The 14,729-nt window shown below is 72.6% G+C and carries 17 protein-coding genes and 1 pseudogene; 10 read left to right on the forward strand and 8 right to left on the reverse strand.

The features are described 5' to 3' along the window. Nucleotides 1-22: 22 nt before the first annotated feature. From ACLJN9_RS25450 to ACLJN9_RS25465, 4 genes are all read right to left on the reverse strand, one after another. Nucleotides 23-526: a hypothetical protein gene (locus ACLJN9_RS25450; protein WP_410814108.1), complete on the reverse strand. Its 504-nt coding sequence runs from the start codon at nucleotides 524-526 to the stop codon at nucleotides 23-25. 70 nt (nucleotides 527-596) lie between these two features. Further along, on the reverse strand, nucleotides 597-2,228 hold the full coding sequence (locus tag ACLJN9_RS25455; protein ID WP_410814110.1) for a RecQ family ATP-dependent DNA helicase: 1,632 nt from the start codon (nucleotides 2,226-2,228) through the stop codon (nucleotides 597-599). A gap of 74 nt (nucleotides 2,229-2,302) precedes the next feature. After that, the gene (locus ACLJN9_RS25460; protein WP_410814111.1) at nucleotides 2,303-3,253 is read right to left on the reverse strand and encodes a TIGR03557 family F420-dependent LLM class oxidoreductase; all 951 of its coding nucleotides are present in this window, start codon (nucleotides 3,251-3,253) and stop codon (nucleotides 2,303-2,305) included. A 100-nt stretch (nucleotides 3,254-3,353) separates the two neighbouring features. After that, the gene (locus tag ACLJN9_RS25465; RefSeq protein WP_410814112.1) at nucleotides 3,354-3,476 is read right to left on the reverse strand and encodes a hypothetical protein; all 123 of its coding nucleotides are present in this window, start codon (nucleotides 3,474-3,476) and stop codon (nucleotides 3,354-3,356) included. Between the two features lie 216 nt (nucleotides 3,477-3,692). On the opposite strand from ACLJN9_RS25465, the gene ACLJN9_RS25470 reads away from it, so the two are divergent. Beyond that, on the forward strand, nucleotides 3,693-5,195 hold the full coding sequence (locus ACLJN9_RS25470; RefSeq protein ID WP_410814113.1) for a glycoside hydrolase family 3 protein: 1,503 nt from the start codon (nucleotides 3,693-3,695) through the stop codon (nucleotides 5,193-5,195). Between the two features lie 8 nt (nucleotides 5,196-5,203). Here ACLJN9_RS25470 and ACLJN9_RS25475 read toward each other — a convergent pair whose 3' ends face one another. Both ACLJN9_RS25475 and ACLJN9_RS25480 read right to left on the reverse strand, forming a co-directional pair. Beyond that, entirely contained in the window at nucleotides 5,204-5,491 is a 288-nt protein-coding gene (locus ACLJN9_RS25475) for a GNAT family N-acetyltransferase (protein WP_410814114.1), read from the reverse strand. Then, nucleotides 5,488-6,705, reverse strand: a complete 1,218-nt coding sequence (locus ACLJN9_RS25480) for a cysteine desulfurase-like protein (RefSeq protein ID WP_410814116.1) — start codon at nucleotides 6,703-6,705, stop codon at nucleotides 5,488-5,490. The genes ACLJN9_RS25475 and ACLJN9_RS25480 overlap by 4 nt, the downstream gene beginning before the upstream one ends. A 97-nt stretch (nucleotides 6,706-6,802) precedes the next feature. On the opposite strand from ACLJN9_RS25480, the gene ACLJN9_RS25485 reads away from it, so the two are divergent. From ACLJN9_RS25485 to ACLJN9_RS25515, 7 genes and pseudogenes are all read left to right on the forward strand, one after another. Then, the gene (locus tag ACLJN9_RS25485; RefSeq protein ID WP_410814117.1) at nucleotides 6,803-7,168 is read left to right on the forward strand and encodes a hypothetical protein; all 366 of its coding nucleotides are present in this window, start codon (nucleotides 6,803-6,805) and stop codon (nucleotides 7,166-7,168) included. A 59-nt stretch (nucleotides 7,169-7,227) separates the two neighbouring features. Continuing rightward, on the forward strand, nucleotides 7,228-8,049 hold the full coding sequence (locus ACLJN9_RS25490) for a DUF1206 domain-containing protein (RefSeq protein ID WP_410814118.1): 822 nt from the start codon (nucleotides 7,228-7,230) through the stop codon (nucleotides 8,047-8,049). Between the two features lie 82 nt (nucleotides 8,050-8,131). After that, entirely contained in the window at nucleotides 8,132-9,328 is a 1,197-nt protein-coding gene (locus ACLJN9_RS25495; RefSeq protein WP_410814119.1) for a mechanosensitive ion channel family protein, read from the forward strand. A gap of 316 nt (nucleotides 9,329-9,644) precedes the next feature. Next, entirely contained in the window at nucleotides 9,645-10,079 is a 435-nt protein-coding gene (locus tag ACLJN9_RS25500) for a phage holin family protein (RefSeq protein WP_410814120.1), read from the forward strand. Then, nucleotides 10,076-10,267, forward strand: a pseudogene (locus ACLJN9_RS25505) (DUF3618 domain-containing protein); the annotation flags it as partial. The gene ACLJN9_RS25500 and the pseudogene ACLJN9_RS25505, both read left to right, overlap by 4 nt. A gap of 245 nt (nucleotides 10,268-10,512) precedes the next feature. Then, a complete protein-coding gene (locus ACLJN9_RS25510; protein ID WP_410814121.1) occupies nucleotides 10,513-10,785 on the forward strand; it encodes a DUF4235 domain-containing protein in 273 nt (90 codons plus the stop codon). 291 nt (nucleotides 10,786-11,076) lie between these two features. Then, on the forward strand, nucleotides 11,077-11,280 hold the full coding sequence (locus ACLJN9_RS25515; protein WP_067306996.1) for a cold-shock protein: 204 nt from the start codon (nucleotides 11,077-11,079) through the stop codon (nucleotides 11,278-11,280). A gap of 147 nt (nucleotides 11,281-11,427) precedes the next feature. On the opposite strand, the gene ACLJN9_RS25520 is transcribed toward ACLJN9_RS25515, so the two are convergent. Both ACLJN9_RS25520 and ACLJN9_RS25525 read right to left on the reverse strand, forming a co-directional pair. Then, nucleotides 11,428-11,622, reverse strand: coding sequence for a hypothetical protein (locus ACLJN9_RS25520; protein ID WP_410814122.1), 195 nt, complete (start codon nucleotides 11,620-11,622; stop codon nucleotides 11,428-11,430). 94 nt (nucleotides 11,623-11,716) lie between these two features. Then, on the reverse strand, nucleotides 11,717-12,700 hold the full coding sequence (locus ACLJN9_RS25525) for an aldo/keto reductase (RefSeq protein ID WP_410814123.1): 984 nt from the start codon (nucleotides 12,698-12,700) through the stop codon (nucleotides 11,717-11,719). A gap of 83 nt (nucleotides 12,701-12,783) precedes the next feature. Here ACLJN9_RS25525 and ACLJN9_RS25530 point away from each other — a divergent pair, with 83 nt between their 5' ends. Both ACLJN9_RS25530 and ACLJN9_RS25535 read left to right on the forward strand, forming a co-directional pair. Then, nucleotides 12,784-13,578 (forward strand): trans-aconitate 2-methyltransferase, encoded by a 795-nt coding sequence (locus ACLJN9_RS25530; RefSeq protein WP_410814124.1) that lies wholly within the window; start codon nucleotides 12,784-12,786, stop codon nucleotides 13,576-13,578. Beyond that, the gene (locus ACLJN9_RS25535) at nucleotides 13,575-14,600 is read left to right on the forward strand and encodes an adenosine deaminase (RefSeq protein ID WP_410814125.1); all 1,026 of its coding nucleotides are present in this window, start codon (nucleotides 13,575-13,577) and stop codon (nucleotides 14,598-14,600) included. Before ACLJN9_RS25530 ends, ACLJN9_RS25535 begins: the two co-directional genes overlap by 4 nt. Nucleotides 14,601-14,729: the final 129 nt, after the last annotated feature.

Consider the following 14,729-nt stretch of genomic DNA (forward strand, 5'->3'; position numbering starts at 1 on the left):
ACCAGGTCGATCAGGCGCGGTCTCAGTCGTTGAGAACGTGCGCGAGCCGGTCGCGGAATCGCCGCTCGGAGTCGCTGACCGCTTCGCCGCCGAGGCCGAGCAGCCCGCCGCTGGAAGCGGCGCCCACCACCTGCTCCGCGATCGTGACCAACCAGTGCTTGTAGGCGCCGGCCGCACCCTCGTCGACCCGCGCGGCCAACAGCGCGGCGGCCTCGCTGGCCCGCAGCAGCACGTCGTCGATCATCGCCTGCGGGTCGGCGGGCGAGATGACCGGCAGCTCGTCGCCATCCTCCGGGTCGCCGATCCGGTTCACGATCTCGTCGGCGACCGCGGCGACCAGCGGGCTGGCCGACTCCCGGCCGGCCGCGATGGTCTCCATCCCGGCCGCGTTCTCCGCCATGGTCCGGCGGGTGCTGTCGGACTCGGCGGCGCTCGCCGCGGTCAGCACCGACTGCGGTAGGCCGACCAGCAGCCCCCACTCCCCGTCGGAGAAACCGAAACCGGTGTACGCCGGTTGCTCGATCACGGCAATGCCCCTTCCGCCCTGCTCTGCGTGGTCAATCGTGGTCAATCGGTGGCCCGGTGCCCGGGTCAGGCTAGTCCAGGGTCAACAGGCCCTGTTCGGACACCACGCGCACCGACAGCGTCTTGTACCCGACCTCGTCGAAGAGAACCGTCATCTTGTCCTCCTCGTACCCGAGCACCATTCCGGGCCCCCACTCCGGGTGGCGCACCCGGCTGTGCACGGCGAACGGCCCGACCGCACCGGCGTCGGCGACGCTGGTGCCGGCGTGGCAGTTGTCGCAGTGCGCGCACACCTGGGTCATCTGCTCGCCGAAGTACGCCAGCAGGGTCTGCCCCCGGCAGGCGTTGGTCTCGGCGAAGGCCCGCATCATGTCGGTGCGGGACCGGGTGACCGTCTGCTGCCGCTCGGCCTCGGCCAGCGCCGCCGCGGCGGCGTCGGTCGGGTTGGGGGAGTAGCGGGGGGCGCCGATGCGCTGCCGGGCGCGCGGCTCGGCCGCCCCGATGTGCTCCAGCAGGGAGAGGTACTGGCCCAGCTTGCGCGGCCCGAGGCCGGTGGCCTCGCGCAGCTCGGTCTTGGTGGCCGGCTTGCGGCGCAGCAGCGCGGCCAGGTCGCGCAGCTCGGTCTCGTCGGGCAGGCCACCGCTGAAGAACCGTTGCAGACCCACGTCCTCGGCCTGCCAGAGCAGCAGCACCCGGGCCGGTTGCCCGTCGCGCCCGGCCCGGCCGATCTCCTGGAAGTAGCTGTCCGGCGAGTCGGGCAGCGCCATGTGCACCACCCAGGCGATGTTGGGCTTGTCGATGCCCATGCCGAACGCCGAGGTGGCCACCATGATCGGCACCTGGTCGGCGAGGAACGCCTCGTGCAGCTCGGCGCGCGGGCCGGCGGCCATTCCACCGTGGTAGAACTGCGCCGGAAAACCGGCGTCGGTCAACCGTGCGGCCAGTTCCTCGGCGGCGCGGCGGGTCGGCACGTAGATGATTCCCGGCCGGTCGTCGTCGCGCAGCAACGCCACCAGGCGCCGCCACCGGTAGTCCTCGGTGGGGCAGTGCGCCACCTCGAGGAACAGGTTGGGCCGGTCCAGTCCGGAGACCACCACCTCCGGCTCGCGCAGCCGCAGGCGGGCGATGATGTCGTCGCGTACCGGCGGGGAGGCGGTGGCGGTCAGCGCGACCACCGGCGGCCTGCCGATGCCGTCGATCAGGTGCCCGAGCGCCAGGTAGTCGGGGCGGAAGTCGTGCCCCCAGGCCGAGATGCAGTGCGCCTCGTCGATCGCCACCAGGGCCGGCCTGAGCGCCGCCACCTCGGCCATCCGGTCGGGGTTGCTCAGCTGCTCCGGGGTGATGAACAGGAACTCCGCCCGGCCCTCGCGGATCTCGGTGATCGCCTGGGCCTGCTGGGTGGCCGACTCGTTCGAGCTGATCCGCACCGCCCGCAACTCCGGGCGTTGGCGCTCGTTGAGCGACGCGATCTGGTCCTGCTGCAGGGCCAGCAGCGGAGAGATCACCACGGTGGGGCCGGGGATCAGGCTGGCCGGGATCTGGTAGATGGCCGACTTGCCGGCGCCGGTGGGCAGCACCACCAGGGCGTCGCGTCGCTTCATCACCGCGCGCATGGCGGCCAGCTGGTTGGGCCGCAGCGCGGTCCAGCCGAAGAGGCTCCGCGCCGCGCGGCGCAACGTCATCGAGTGCGTGGACAGTTTCATCGAGAGCCGGGGGTACCCCCGGTGTTCCCGACCGAAACCGTCTCTCCCGACGTCGCGCCCGCGCGGCGTCGGGCTCAGCGCAGGCGGGGCATGACCTCGCGCTGGTAGAGGTCGAACAGCCCCTGGTGGTGCGGGCCGGTGTTGGCCACGTACACCTCGTCGAAGCCGGCCTTGGCGTACCTGTCGATCATTTCCAGGTGCGCGTCGGCGCTGTTGCCACAGACGAACGCCTCCTTCATCATCTCCGGTCTGACCAGCTCGGCGGCCTGCTCGAAGTGACGCGGCGAGGGCAGCACCTGGGACAGCTCGCCCGGCACCCCGGCGTTGGGCCACCGCTCGTACGCGATCCGCACGCCCTCCTCCTCGCTGTCCGCGTACGCCGCCTTGAAGCCGGCCTGACACGGCTTGTCGCCGCCGCCGTTCTCCCGGAAGCGCCGGACCAGCTCACCGTCGGGCATGGTGCTCACGTAGCCGTCGCCGATCCGGGCGGCGAGGTCGACGGCCTTCGGGCCGAAACCGGAGACGTAGACCGGCGGAGGAGTGTCGGGCAGCGTGTAGATCCGGGCATGGTCCACCGTGTAGTGCCGGCCGCGGTGGTTGACGAAGCCGCCCTTCCACAGCTTGCGCAGCACCTCGATGGACTCTTCGAGCATCTCGAGTCGGACGTCGGCCGGTGGCCAGGCGTCGCCGAAGATGTGCTCGTTGAGCGCCTCGCCGCTGCCGACACCGAGCACGAACCGCCCGCCGTGCAGTACGGCGCTGGTCGCCGCCGCCTGCGCGATCACCGCCGGGTGGATCCGCACGCTCGGGCAGGTCACCGCGGTGGTCACCGGCAACGAACAGACCTGACTGAGCGCCCCGATCATCGACCAGACGAACGCGCTCTGCCCCTGAGCGTCCACCCACGGGTGGTAGTGGTCGGAGATCCAGAGCGCTTCGAAACCGGCCTGTTCGGCGCCGCGCGCCTGCTCGAGCAGCTCGGCCGGCGTGTACTCCTCACTGGACAGAAAGTAACCGATCTTCATCGTTCCCCCTCGGCAAGCGGATCTGCTGATGGGAAGCCGGTACCCCGGCGACCGTCGGCCACACCCGACCCGCCGGAGCCCGACCGGGCGGTCGCGCCTCTCAGCGCCGGCCGAACATCGCCCGGATGGCGGCCAGGAGCAGCAGGGCGCCGACCACCAGGCCGAGCAGGCGTACGCCGGGGATGTCGGCCGGGCTCGTGGCGTCGGCCAGCAGGGGATCCATCCCTCCACACTCCCGGGGACGGTGCCGTGAGGCAACTGTAAGGTTTATTGACTATTCAATCGCTCGGTGTGACCATGGCAGCACCGCTCGCCGGTGGCGGTGCGCCGAGGGCGCGCGAGAGATGGGGTACGGGGGCCGCATGAGCGAGCGCAACCAGCCGGCCGGCGCGGGCGCGCCAGTGTCGGGGACTCACGCCGACCGTCACGGGGGGCCGGCGTGACCGCGCCCAGCGGACACCTCCCGGCGCTGGCCGCCGCCGTCCTGCAACCCGGCTTCGTCGGCACCACCCCTCCACCGTGGGTGTGCCGCTGGCTCGGCGACGGGCTCGGCTCGGTGGTGCTGTTCGCCCGCAACGTCGTGGACACCGCCCAGGTGGCGGCACTCACCGCGACACTGCGCGCCGAACGGCCGGACGTCATCGTGGCGATCGACGAGGAGGCCGGCGACGTCACCCGCATCGAGTCGGTCCGGGGCAGCTCCCGACCCGGCAACTTCGCCCTCGGCGCGGTCGACGACCCGGAGCTGACCGAGGCCGTGGCCCGGGACCTCGGCGTCGAACTGACCGCGGCCGGGGTGACCCTCAACTACGCCCCGGACGCCGACGTCAACTCCAACCCCGCGAACCCGGTGATCGGCGTACGCGCCTTCGGGGCGGACCCGGCGCTGGTCGCACGGCACACCGCCGCCTGGGTACGCGGGCTGCAGGCCGGCGGCGTGGCCGCCTGCGCCAAGCACTTCCCCGGGCACGGCGACACCCGGGTGGACTCGCACCACGACCTGCCCCGGATCACCGCCGACCGGGCCCGCCTGGACGCCTGCGAGCTGGCGCCGTTCCGGGCCGCCGTGGCCGCCGGGGTGCAGGCGGTGATGACCGGCCACCTGCTGGTGCCCGCCCTGGACCCGGAGCTGCCGGCGACGTTGAGCCACCGCATCCTGGGTGGCCTGCTCCGCGACGAGATGGGCTTCTCCGGCGTGGTGGTGACCGACGCGGTGGAGATGCGCGCGGTCGCCGACCGGTACGGCTTCGCCGGGGCGGCGGTCCGCGCGCTCGCCGCCGGGGCCGACGCGATCTGCGTGGGCGGCGAGCGGGCCGACGAGCAGGCGGCCCGGGAGCTGCGCGACGCCATCGTGGCAGCGGTCGTCTCCGGTGAGCTGCCGGAGGAGCGCCTCGCCGAGGCGGCCAAGCGGATCGGTCAGCTCGCCGCCTGGACGGTGGCGGCCCGCTCCGACACGTCGGCCGCAGCGCGTGGTGGTGCGGAGGTCGGGCTTGTCGCCGCCCGCCGCGCCGTCCGGGTCACCGTCGCGGTACCCGGCACCGCGGGCGGAAGCGTCGCGCTGCCGTTGACCCGTGCGGCGCACGTGGTCGAGTTCGAGCCGCCGCGCAACATCGCCATCGGCGCGGAGACGCCGTGGGGCATCGGCGTGCCGCTGGGCGAGCTGCTGCCCGGCACGAGCACCGTGCGATACGCCGAGAGCGACGTGCCGATCGATCCGGGCGCCGGGGCGAGCAGCCGTCCGCTGGTGCTGGTGGTCCGCGATTTGCACCGGCACGAGTGGATGCGCGCCGCGGTGCGCCGGGCGATCGCCGCCCGGCCCGACGCGGTCGTGGTCGAGCTGGGCGTGCCCGAGCTGGTCACCGGCGCGGTGCACCTGGCGACCCACGGCGCCACCCGGGCCAGCGGGCGGGCCGCCGCCGAGGTGCTGACCGGCGCCAGCTGAACCGAACGCTACGGCTGTACGGCGACCAGGTCGGCGTACTCGGGATGCTTGTCGATGAACGCGGCCATGAACCGGCACTGCGGCACCACCGTGCCGCCCCGCGCGCGTACCTGGTCCAGGGCGCCCCGGATCAGCACGCCGCCCACGCCCTTGCCCTGGAATTCCGGGTGCACCTCGGTGTGCGTGAAGACCAGCACCTCCCCCCGCGTCAGATACGCGGTGAAGCCGGCCAGCGCGTCGTCAACCAGGATCTCGAAGCGGTGCTTGGCGGGGTTGTCCTCGACCAGGGTGCTCATCGGGCCATTCTGCCCGGCAGTGCGTCCAGTTCGGCGAGCAACCGGTCCACCTCGTCGGCGGTGTTGTAGTGGTAGATGCTGGCCCGGACCGCGCCGCCGCTGTCCCGCAGCCCCATCGCCTGGAAGTACTCGTAGGCGTAGTAGTCGCCGGCAGAGAGGCAGAACCCGGCGGTCCCCAGCGCCTCCTGGGTGGCGGCCGGCGACATGCCGGCGACCCGGAAGGAGACGGTCGGGCAGCGGCGCGCGGGCGAGCCGTAGACGGTGATCGCCGGCTGCTCGGCCAGCCCGGCCAGCAGCCGGTCCAGTAGCGCCTCCTCGTGCGCCTGGGCGGCGGCCAGCCCGGCTCGCAACCGCGCGGGCCGGTCGCCGACCGCGTCCGGGTCCAGCCCGGCGAGGTGGTCCACGGCCGCGGCCACGCCGGCCAGCAGCGGGAAGCTCGGGGTGCCGTACTCGAACCGGTCGGGCACCGCGTCGGAGGACGGGATCAGCTTGGCCGGCCGCAGCTGCGCCCAGCGGGCCGGTTCGGCCACCATGGCCGCGAGGTGCGGCCCGGACCACTTGTACGCGCTGGTGACCAGCACGTCGGCGCCGAGCGAGGCCAGGTCGGTCGGGCCGTGCGGCACCGAGTGCACGCCGTCGACGCAGACCAGCGCGCCGACCGAGTGCGCGATCTTGGCGATCGCCGGCACGTCCGGCACGGTGCCGATGGCGTTGCTGCCGGCGGTCACCGCGACGAGCCGGGTGCGCTCGTTGACCAGCTCGGCGTACTGCCCGGCGGGCAGCTCGCCGGTGTGCCGGTCGACCTCGGCCCAGCGCACCGCCGCGCCGGCGGCCTCGGCCGCCTGCACCCACGGCCGCACATTGGCGTCATGGTCGAGCCGGGAGACCACCACCTCGTCGCCGGGGCGCCAGCCCGCGCCGAGCGTGCGCGCCAGGGTGTACGTCAGCGCGGTGGCGCTCGGGCCCAGCACCACCCCGGCCGGATCCGCGCCGAGCAGGTCTGCCACCGCCGACCGGGCTTCGGCCACCAGCTCCAACGACCGGCGACCCGGCGCAAAGGCCGCGCTGCGGTTGCCGACGGCGGTGCGCATGGAGTCGGTGACCGCGTCGATCACGCCGGCCGCGGTCTGGGTGCCCCCGGCGCCGTCGAAGTGGACGAAGCCCTCGGTCAGGGCGGGGTATGCGGCACGGGTGCGGGCGATGTCGAAGGGCATGTCCGGGACCCTAGCCGGTGCCCGCGCCAGCGGAGTCGGCCGGCGCGACGATCACCGTTGCGCCGGTGCCTCGCGGTCGTCTCGTACCCTTCGTGAGGTGACGAAACAACCCGCCACCATCTCATCGACCCCCATTCGCCGCACCGCCGGCCTTTTCGCCGGTCTGGCGCTCGGCCTCGCCGTGCTCGCCGGCTGCAGCTCGCAGGGCGCCTCCACGGACTGTGGGCTGGACGCCTGCACGGTCACCTTCGAGCGAGGTGTCGACGCGAGCGCCACCATCCTGGGTGTCGAGGCCAAGCTGGTCGGCGCGGAGGGTGACCAGGTGACCGTCGAGGTCGCCGGGGAGCAGTTGACGCTCACCACCGGACAGCAGGCCACCGAGGCCGGGGGCTTCGCGGTCACCGTGGACAGCGTCACCGACAAGCAGGTCAAGATCCGCGTGTCGCGTAACCCGGGCAGCTGACCTGGGCGGGCGGCGGTGGCTGACGTTTGGGGATCTCCGGAATCGGAGAAAGTGGCGCCATGCCACTCACCCGTAGCGCCGAAGCCACCGCCTCCCGTACGGCGGACAGCCGCTGGCTGGAACTCCTCGCCCGGGCCGGTTTCGTCGGCTACGGCATCGTGCACCTGCTCTTCGCCTGGCTGGCGTTGCAGATCGCGTTCGGGACGTCGACCGACGACGGCGACCAGTCCGGCGCGCTGCGGACCCTCTCCGCGCAGCCGCTGGGCAAGTTCCTGGTCATCGCCACCGCGGTGGGTCTGCTGGCCATGGCGATCTGGCAGGCGTTGGAGGCGGCGGTGGGGCACCGCGGCGAGCGGGGCAGGGATCGGGTCATGGAGCGGCTCGCCTCGGCCGGTCGGACCATCGTCTACCTCTACTTCGCCTGGACCGCGTTCAAGGTCTTCTCCGACGCCGGGTCCAAGAGCGCCGACCAGCAGGAGGCGTTGAGCGGCAAGCTGATGACCTCCACCGGTGGTCGTTGGCTGGTCGGACTGGCCGGGCTGGTGCTCGCCGCGATCGGAGTCGGCCTGGTGATCTACGGGATTCTCAAGAAGTTCGAGAAGCACCTCAAGACCGGCCAGATGAGTGCGAAGACCCGTACGCTGGCCCGCCGGCTGGGCGTCGCCGGGTACGCCGCCAAGGGCGTCGCGTACGGCATCTCCGGTCTGCTGATCATCGTGGCGGCCGTGAAGTACGACCCGGAGAAGGCCCGCGGTCTGGACGCCGCGCTGCGCACGCTGCGCGAGCAGTCCTACGGCACGATCCTGCTGACCCTGGTCGCCCTGGGCATCGCCGCCTTCGGCCTCTACTGCTTCCTCCAGTCCCGGTACCGCAAGGTCTGAACTCGCCGATCCGGGAGGCGTCGGGCACTATTGGGCTTTTGCCCGAAGCACCGTCACCCGCTCGGAGGGGAGCACCACACCCGTGCAGAGTTACCTCGGATCGGCCGTCGCCGCGCTCGTAGCGGCGGCGGCCGCCCTGTTCCTGGTCGAGGTCGTCCACCGGGTCACCCGGCGGCTCGGCCACCGGTCACTGCTGATGACCGAGCTGACCGACCACTCGCACCGCCCGTTCCAGGTGGCCGCCACCGTGCTCGCCGTGCAGTTCGCCGCCCGCTTCAGCACCACGTACGCCGCCGGTGAGAGCTGGCGTCGACTGCTGCTGCACCTGCTGCTGCTCGGTGTCATCGCCACCACGGCCTGGTTCGTCGCCTCTCTGCTGGTGGTCGTGGAGGACACCGCTCTGGCCCGGTTCCGGATCGACGTACCGGACAACCGCCACGCCCGGCGGGTGCGGACCCAGGTGGTGATGCTGCGCCGACTGACCATCGCGGTGATCGTCATCCTGAGTATCGGCGTGATGCTGATGACGTTCCCGAGTGTGCGGGGCATCGGCGCCGGGGTGCTGACCTCCGCCGGTGTGGTGGGTGTGGTCGCCGCGCTGGCCGCGCAGAGCCTGCTCGGCAACGTCTTCGCCGGCCTGCAGCTCGCCTTCAGCGACGCGGTCCGTCTCGACGACGTGGTGGTGGTGGAGGGGGAGTGGGGCCGGATCGAGGAGCTGACCCTCAGCTACGTGGTGGTGCAGATCTGGGACGACCGTCGGTTGATCCTGCCCACCTCCTACTTCACCAGCAAGCCGTTCCAGAACTGGACCCGGACCGAGGCGGCGGTGCTCGGCACCGCCGAGTTCGACGTGGACTGGGCGGTGCCGGTGCAGGCCATGCGGGAGGAGCTGCGCCGGCTGGTCGAGGGCACCGAGCTGTGGGACGGTCGGGTCTGCGTCCTGCAGCTGACCGACGCGACCGGCGGGACGGTCCGGGTGCGCGCGCTGGTCAGCGCCGCAGACGCGGGCAGCCTGTGGGACCTGCGTTGCCTGGTGCGCGAGCACCTGGTGGCCTGGATCCGGGACAACCGCCCCACCGCGATGCCCCGGGTGCGCACCGAGTTGGGCGACGCCAGCAGCAACCTGCCCTGGCAGTGGGTGCAGCCCCGCCGGCCGGCCCGCCGCCCGGCCGGCACCGAGGCCCCCGACGACGCGCGTGTCTTCGGCGGCAGCGACGACGGCGCCGCCCGCAGCGAGGCCTTCGTAGGCCCCGAAGAAATCTCCACCCCCCGCCCCTGAAACACCCCCACCCCACCCCCGCCGACCCTGTTGATCATGACGTTGGCGGCGCTCGCATCGCCGCGTCGCACCGCTGACGTCATGATCAACCAAGGGTTCGGTGTGTGTCCCGACGGGGTTGGGAGGGGGTGGGAGGTTTGGCCTGGCTTGGGTGGGGGATGTGCTGCCGGACGTCTCTCGGGCGATCGGGATGCCCGCCGCCGGTTTGGCGGCGCGGCAACCGGACAACTGGAACGGCTACCACGTCGGCGCGCTCTAGGATTGACGAGCGGCGACTCCGGGCAATAGAGCGCGGTGAGAAGGAGAGGAGGACAGCATGGCTGACGTGGCGAAAGCACGCACATCCCCGAACGGGAGCGAGCCCTCCACCGCCGAGTTGGTGCAGCGGGCCACCGAACAGGTCTCCCGCCTGGTGCGGGACGAGCTGGCTCTGGCCCGGGCGGAGTTGACCCAGAAGGGAAAGCACGCCGGCATCGGCATCGGCCTGTTCGGCGGCGGCGGGGCGATGGCCTTCTTCGGCCTGGGCGCGCTGGTCGCCGCGGCGATCCTGCTGCTCGACCTGGTGCTGCCCGCCTGGGCCGCCGCGCTGATCGTGGCGGCGGCGCTCTTCCTGGTGGCCGGCATCCTGGCGCTGGTGGGCAAGAAGCAGGTGAGCCGTGCGGTCCCGCCGGTTCCCGCGGCCACGGTTCGCAGCCTCCGGGCCGACGTGGACACTGTCACCGCTGCGGTGAAGGACAGGGGACGGGCATGACGGGCAACGGAACGGGTGACACGGAGGCACTCCGCGAGGAGATCCGTCGCACCCGTGTCGAGTTGGGCGAGACGGTGGAGGCGCTGGCCGCCAAGGCCGACGTCAAGGCGCGACTGAAGGAGTCGGCCGGGCAGGCGCGGGAACGGGTGCGCGAGCAGGCGGCGCAGACCGTGGCCCGGGTCCGCGGGCAGGCGGTGCGCGGTGCCGGGGTGGCGCGCGAGCAGGCGCAGGAGAAGGGCGAGCTCGTGCGCGCGCAGGCGCAGGAGAAGGGCAAGCTCGTGCGGGCGCAGGCGCAGGAGAAGGGCAAGCTCGTGCGCGCGCAGGCGCAGGAGAAAGGCGAGATGGTACGACGCAACCCGGTGCCGTGGGCGGCGATCGCCGCCGGTGCGGTGGCCACCGTGGTGGTGCTGATGATTGTGCGCGGGAGGCGTAGGTGAGCAAGAGCATCGGCAGGGTCGCGTACAAGCCGGTCGGGGTGCTGTTGGGTATCGCCGCCGGTACGGTCGCCGGCGCGATCTTCCGGCAGGTCTGGAAGGCCACCGCGGGTGATGGTGAGGCGCCCAACGCGACCGACGAGGATCGCGGTTGGGGCGAGATCCTGGCCGCCGCGGCGTTGCAGGGGGCCATCTTCGCGGTGGTCCGCGCCGCCGTCGACCGGGGCGGGGCGGTCAGCGTCCGCCGGATGACCGGCCAGTGGCCGGACTGACCGCGCTCAGCGACCTCGGGCCCCCTTTCCGCATCGACGGGTAGGGGGCCTTTCGCACGGCGCCGTCCGCCGGCCAGAGATCTCAGGCATCCGTCAGGTCACATGTCGGAGAAATTCGTCGGGTAGGTCGTGACAGACTTTTTGGGTACGTGATTTGCTGATCCACGCTGCTGCGAGATGGCGTGGGTTGAGAGAAGTCTCCTTCGTGGGGGGCCGCCTCAGGCGCCGCTGCTCGAAACGGCCAATCGGCCGTACGGCGTGCACGGCCACCAGTTTTAGAAGGAGAAACACATGGCGCAGGGAACCGTGAAGTGGTTCAACGCTGACAAGGGCTTCGGCTTCATCACCGTGGATGGCGGGGGTGCTGACGTGTTCGTCCACTTCTCGGCCATCCAGTCCAGCGGCTACCGGTCGCTGGAGGAGAACCAGCGGGTGGAGTTCGAGATCGCGCAGGGTCAGAAGGGCCCCCAGGCCGAGCAGGTCCGTCCCCTCTGAGTAATGTGGCCGGCCCCCGCCGGCCAGTGGGACGATCCGGCCAGGGGTCGTTGTGTGAGCCCCGCATCCCTCCCGGGATGCGGGGCCTTCACATTCCGGGGGCCGGTCGGGCCGGGACCCGGCCACTGTGGACCGGCCGGTCTCCGGTCACTGTCGACGGCGGGAGCGCAGGCCGAGCCAGAGCACCACCAGCCCGGCCAGGGCCACGAGTGGGCCGAGTACGGCCCACACCGTCTCGTCGGTCATGACGCTGCCGCCCACGTAGCCGAGACCCTGCACTGTCCACACCGCGCCGACCACGACCGCCAGCAGGCCGAGGGTGAGCGCAAGCCAACCCCTCATCGTGTCCCCTCTCCGCCCCCTCGGGCGGCGTGCCGCCCCGAGGCTCCAGCATCGCCGGCCGGGCGGCCCGATGCGAGCACCCCGGGCGCGCCGGTCACCACCGGTCGTGCACCTGCGGGCGGATCAGCTCGTCGTAGACCTCGCGTACGCCGGCCAGCTGCCCGGTCGACAGAGGCGACAGGTCGGCGGCGGCCGCGTTGCGCCGGGCCTGGTCGGCGTCACGGGCGCCCGGGATGACGACGGTGACGCCGGCCTGGTCGAGCACCCAGCGCAGCGCGAACTGCGCCATCGTGCGGTCGCTGTCGACCAGCGGCGCCAGCCGGCGCACGGCGGCGAGCCCGCGCTCGAAGTCGACCCCGGAGAACGTCTCGCCGACGTCGAACGCGGCGCCGTGCCGGTTGTAGTTGCGGTGGTCGTCGGCCGGGAACCGGGTGTGCTCGTCGTAGCGGCCGGAGAGCAGGCCGCTGGCCAGTGGCACCCGGGCGATGATGCCGACTCCGGCTGTCGCGGCGGCCGGCAGCACCCGCTCCAGCGGCTTGTGCCGTACGGCGTTCAGGATGATCTGGACGCTGGCCACCCCGGGCCGGGCGATCGCGGTGAGCGCCTGGTCGCAGGTCTCCACGCTGACCCCGTACCCGGCGATGGCCTTCTCGGCGACGAGGGTGTCCAGCGCGTCGAAGACCGCGTCGTCGGCGAAGACGGCGGTGGGCGGGCAGTGCAGCTGGACGAGGTCCAGTGTGTCCATCCCGAGGTTGGCCCGGGACCGGTCGGTCCACTGCCGGAAGTTGGCCAGGGTGTACGCCTCCGGCCGCTGCTCGACCCGGCGGCCCATCTTGGTGGCCACGGTCAGCCCGGCGTCGGGACGGGAGCGCAGGAAGCGGCCGATCAGCTGCTCGCTGCGGCCGTCGCCGTACACGTCGGCGGTGTCGAGGAAGGTGACCCCGGCGTCCACGGCGGTTCCCAGCACCGCCATCGCGTCGTCCTCGCTGACGGTGCCCCAGTCGGCGCCGAGCTGCCAGGCACCCAGGCCGACCACCCCGACGGTCCGGCCGAGCCGGTTGAAGCTGCGCTGTTCCATCCCCCGAGCCTAGTGATCGGGTTGCCGACCTGCCAGGCACGCCGTACGGTCAACAAGACGAACGTACGGTTTGGGAGGCGACCATGTGGGACCCGGCGACATACCTCCGCTACGGCGACGAGCGGTCCCGGCCGTTCCACGACCTGGTCGCCCGGATCCCGGCCGGGCGGCCCCGGACGGTGGTCGACCTCGGCTGCGGCCCCGGCCAGCTCACCGCCACCCTCGCCGAGCGCTGGCCGGCGAGCCGGGTGGTCGGCCTCGACTCCTCCCCGGAGATGATCGACCGGGCGGCCGCCCTGGACGCCCCGGTCGACTTCGCCGTCGCCGATGTGCGGGACTGGCACCCGACCGGCGACGAGGACGTGGTGGTGACCAACGCCGTGCTGCAGTGGGTCCCCGGTCACCAGGACCTGCTGCGACGCTGGGCCACCGCGCTACCCGCCGGATCCTGGCTCGCCATGCAGGTCCCCGGCAACTTCGACGCTCCCTCGCACCGGGCGCTGCGCGAGGTCGCCGACCGGCCGGCCTGGCGCGCCGACCTGGTCCCGCTGCTGCGTGCCGACCCGGTCGACGACCCGGCCGACTACGCGGCGCTGCTGACCGGTGCCGGCTGCGCGGTGGACGCCTGGGAGACTACCTACGTGCACCTGCTACCGGCTCGGCCCGCCGCCGACCACCCGGTGCTGGCCTGGATGGAGGGCACCGCGCTGCGCCCGGTCCGGGCGGCCCTGGACGCCTCCGGCTGGTCCGACTTCCGGGCCGAGCTGGGGGTACGCCTCGCCGCCGCCTATCCGCTGCGGCATGGTCAGGTGTACTTCCCGTTCCGCCGCGTCTTCGTCGTCGCCCACACCGGCGACCGTGCCGAGGAGAACCTGTGACCGACCTGTCCACCTTCATCGCCGGGCTGCCCAAGGTGGAGCTGCACGTGCACCACGTCGGCTCCGCCTCACCCCGGATCGTCGCCGAGCTGGCCGCCCGGCACGAGGGACGCACCCCGGTGCCGGCCGACCCGGCGGCCCTCGCCGACTACTTCGAGTTCCGCGACTTCGCGCACTTCATCGAGGTCTACCTGAGTGTGGTGGACCTCATCCGCGACCCGGAGGACGTCTGGATCCTCACCCACGAGGTGGCTCGGGAGCTGGCCCGCCAACAGGTCCGCTACGCGGAGCTGACCATCACCCCGTACTCGCACGTCCGCCGGGGCATCCCGGCGCCGGCGTTCTGCGAGGCAATCGAGGACGCCCGCAAGCGCGCCTCGGTCGACTTCGGCCTCGACCTGCGCTGGTGCTTCGACATCCCGGGCGAGGCGGGCCTGCCGGCGGCCGAGGAGACGCTGCGCATCGCGCTGGAGGAGCGTCCGGACGGGCTGGGCAGCTTCGGCCTGGGCGGCCCGGAGATCGGCGTACCCCGGCCGCAGTTCCGGCCCTACTTCGACCAGGCCCGGGCGGCGGGGCTGCGCTCGGTGCCGCACGCGGGAGAGACCACCGGCCCACAGACGATCTGGGACGCGCTCAACGAACTGGGCGCCGAGCGGATCGGGCACGGCATCTCCGCCGCACAGGACCCGGAGCTGCTCGCGTACCTGGCCGAGCGGCAGATCGGGATGGAGGTCTGCCCGACGTCGAACCTGCGCACCCGGGCGGTGGCCACCCTCGACGAGCACCCGCTGCCCCGGCTGGTCGAGGCCGGGCTCCTGGTCACCATCAACTCCGACGACCCGCCGATGTTCGGCACCACCCTCAACGACGAGTACGCGGTGGCGGCCCGGCTGCTCGACGCGGGCGCACCGGAGGTGGCAGGGCTGGCCCGCAACGCGGTGACGGCGTCCTTCCTCGACGCTGCCGGCAAGCAGCGGATCATCGCCGAGATCGACGCCCACCTCGCCGCCGCTGCCGGCTGAGCCGGTCGGGTAGCAGGGGCGCGCGGCGGGAGCACGGTGTGGGGGGACCTGGCTCCCGCCGCGCGCGCGGCTCCACCGGCCGTTGGGCGCACATGGGTGCGGCGGCCGGTGGAACTGGTGGGTGCGTGC

Origin of the sequence: Micromonospora sp. 067-2, from assembly GCF_046549295.1 — a bacterium.
In the GTDB taxonomy this organism is placed as follows: Bacteria; Actinomycetota; Actinomycetes; order Mycobacteriales; family Micromonosporaceae; genus Micromonospora.

What these genes read in the sequence shown, in the direction of transcription:
- ACLJN9_RS25480 (WP_410814116.1), bottom strand. Translation starts at nt 6,705, where the DNA reads ATGCCCTTCGACATCGCCCGCACCCGTGCCGCATACCCCGCCCTGACC.
- ACLJN9_RS25490 (WP_410814118.1), top strand. Translation starts at nt 7,228, where the DNA reads ATGCCACTCACCCGTAGCGCCGAAGCCACCGCCTCCCGTACGGCGGAC.
- ACLJN9_RS25465 (WP_410814112.1), bottom strand. Translation starts at nt 3,476, where the DNA reads ATGGATCCCCTGCTGGCCGACGCCACGAGCCCGGCCGACATCCCCGGC.
- ACLJN9_RS25520 (WP_410814122.1), bottom strand. Translation starts at nt 11,622, where the DNA reads ATGAGGGGTTGGCTTGCGCTCACCCTCGGCCTGCTGGCGGTCGTGGTC.
- ACLJN9_RS25455 (WP_410814110.1), bottom strand. Translation starts at nt 2,228, where the DNA reads ATGAAACTGTCCACGCACTCGATGACGTTGCGCCGCGCGGCGCGGAGC.
- ACLJN9_RS25515 (WP_067306996.1), top strand. Translation starts at nt 11,077, where the DNA reads ATGGCGCAGGGAACCGTGAAGTGGTTCAACGCTGACAAGGGCTTCGGC.
- ACLJN9_RS25525 (WP_410814123.1), bottom strand. Translation starts at nt 12,700, where the DNA reads ATGGAACAGCGCAGCTTCAACCGGCTCGGCCGGACCGTCGGGGTGGTC.
- ACLJN9_RS25530 (WP_410814124.1), top strand. Translation starts at nt 12,784, where the DNA reads ATGTGGGACCCGGCGACATACCTCCGCTACGGCGACGAGCGGTCCCGG.
- ACLJN9_RS25475 (WP_410814114.1), bottom strand. Translation starts at nt 5,491, where the DNA reads ATGAGCACCCTGGTCGAGGACAACCCCGCCAAGCACCGCTTCGAGATC.
- ACLJN9_RS25460 (WP_410814111.1), bottom strand. Translation starts at nt 3,253, where the DNA reads ATGAAGATCGGTTACTTTCTGTCCAGTGAGGAGTACACGCCGGCCGAG.
- ACLJN9_RS25500 (WP_410814120.1), top strand. Translation starts at nt 9,645, where the DNA reads ATGGCTGACGTGGCGAAAGCACGCACATCCCCGAACGGGAGCGAGCCC.